Raw genomic sequence first — 380 nt, forward strand, 5'->3', positions numbered from 1 at the left:
GTTCGGGCTGCGCGACACGTCGAACCGGTCGGGATCGGCAAACTGCATCGGATCGCGATTGGCGGCGCCGATGCACAGTGTCAGCGACGTGTTGGCCGGCATGGCGATGCCGCCGATCTCGACCTCTGCGGTGGTGATGCGGTTGCCGAGTTGGTTGGAGCTCTCGTAGCGCAGGATTTCTTCGACCGCGGTCTTGATCAGCGCCGGCTCGGCGATCAGCCGCTGCTTCTGATCGGGATTGGCCGCCAGCGTCACCAGGCCGTTGCCGATCAGGTTGGTGGTGGTCTCGTGTCCGGCATTGAGCAGGAAGATGCAGTTGTGCAGCAGCTCCTTGGCGGTGAGCTTCTCGCCGCCGGTCTCGCCCAGGATCAGCCGCGTCA

At 64.7% G+C, this 380-nt stretch carries 1 protein-coding gene; it reads right to left on the minus strand.

What is annotated here, in order from left to right; genetic code table 11:
- Positions 1-380: cytochrome P450 (locus DYI24_RS27955; protein WP_164574592.1), on the minus strand; the 380-nt coding region annotated here is incomplete at both ends.

Source organism: Rhodopseudomonas sp. BR0C11, from assembly GCF_010820945.1.
Classification (GTDB): Bacteria; Pseudomonadota; Alphaproteobacteria; order Rhizobiales; family Xanthobacteraceae; genus Rhodopseudomonas; species Rhodopseudomonas palustris_H.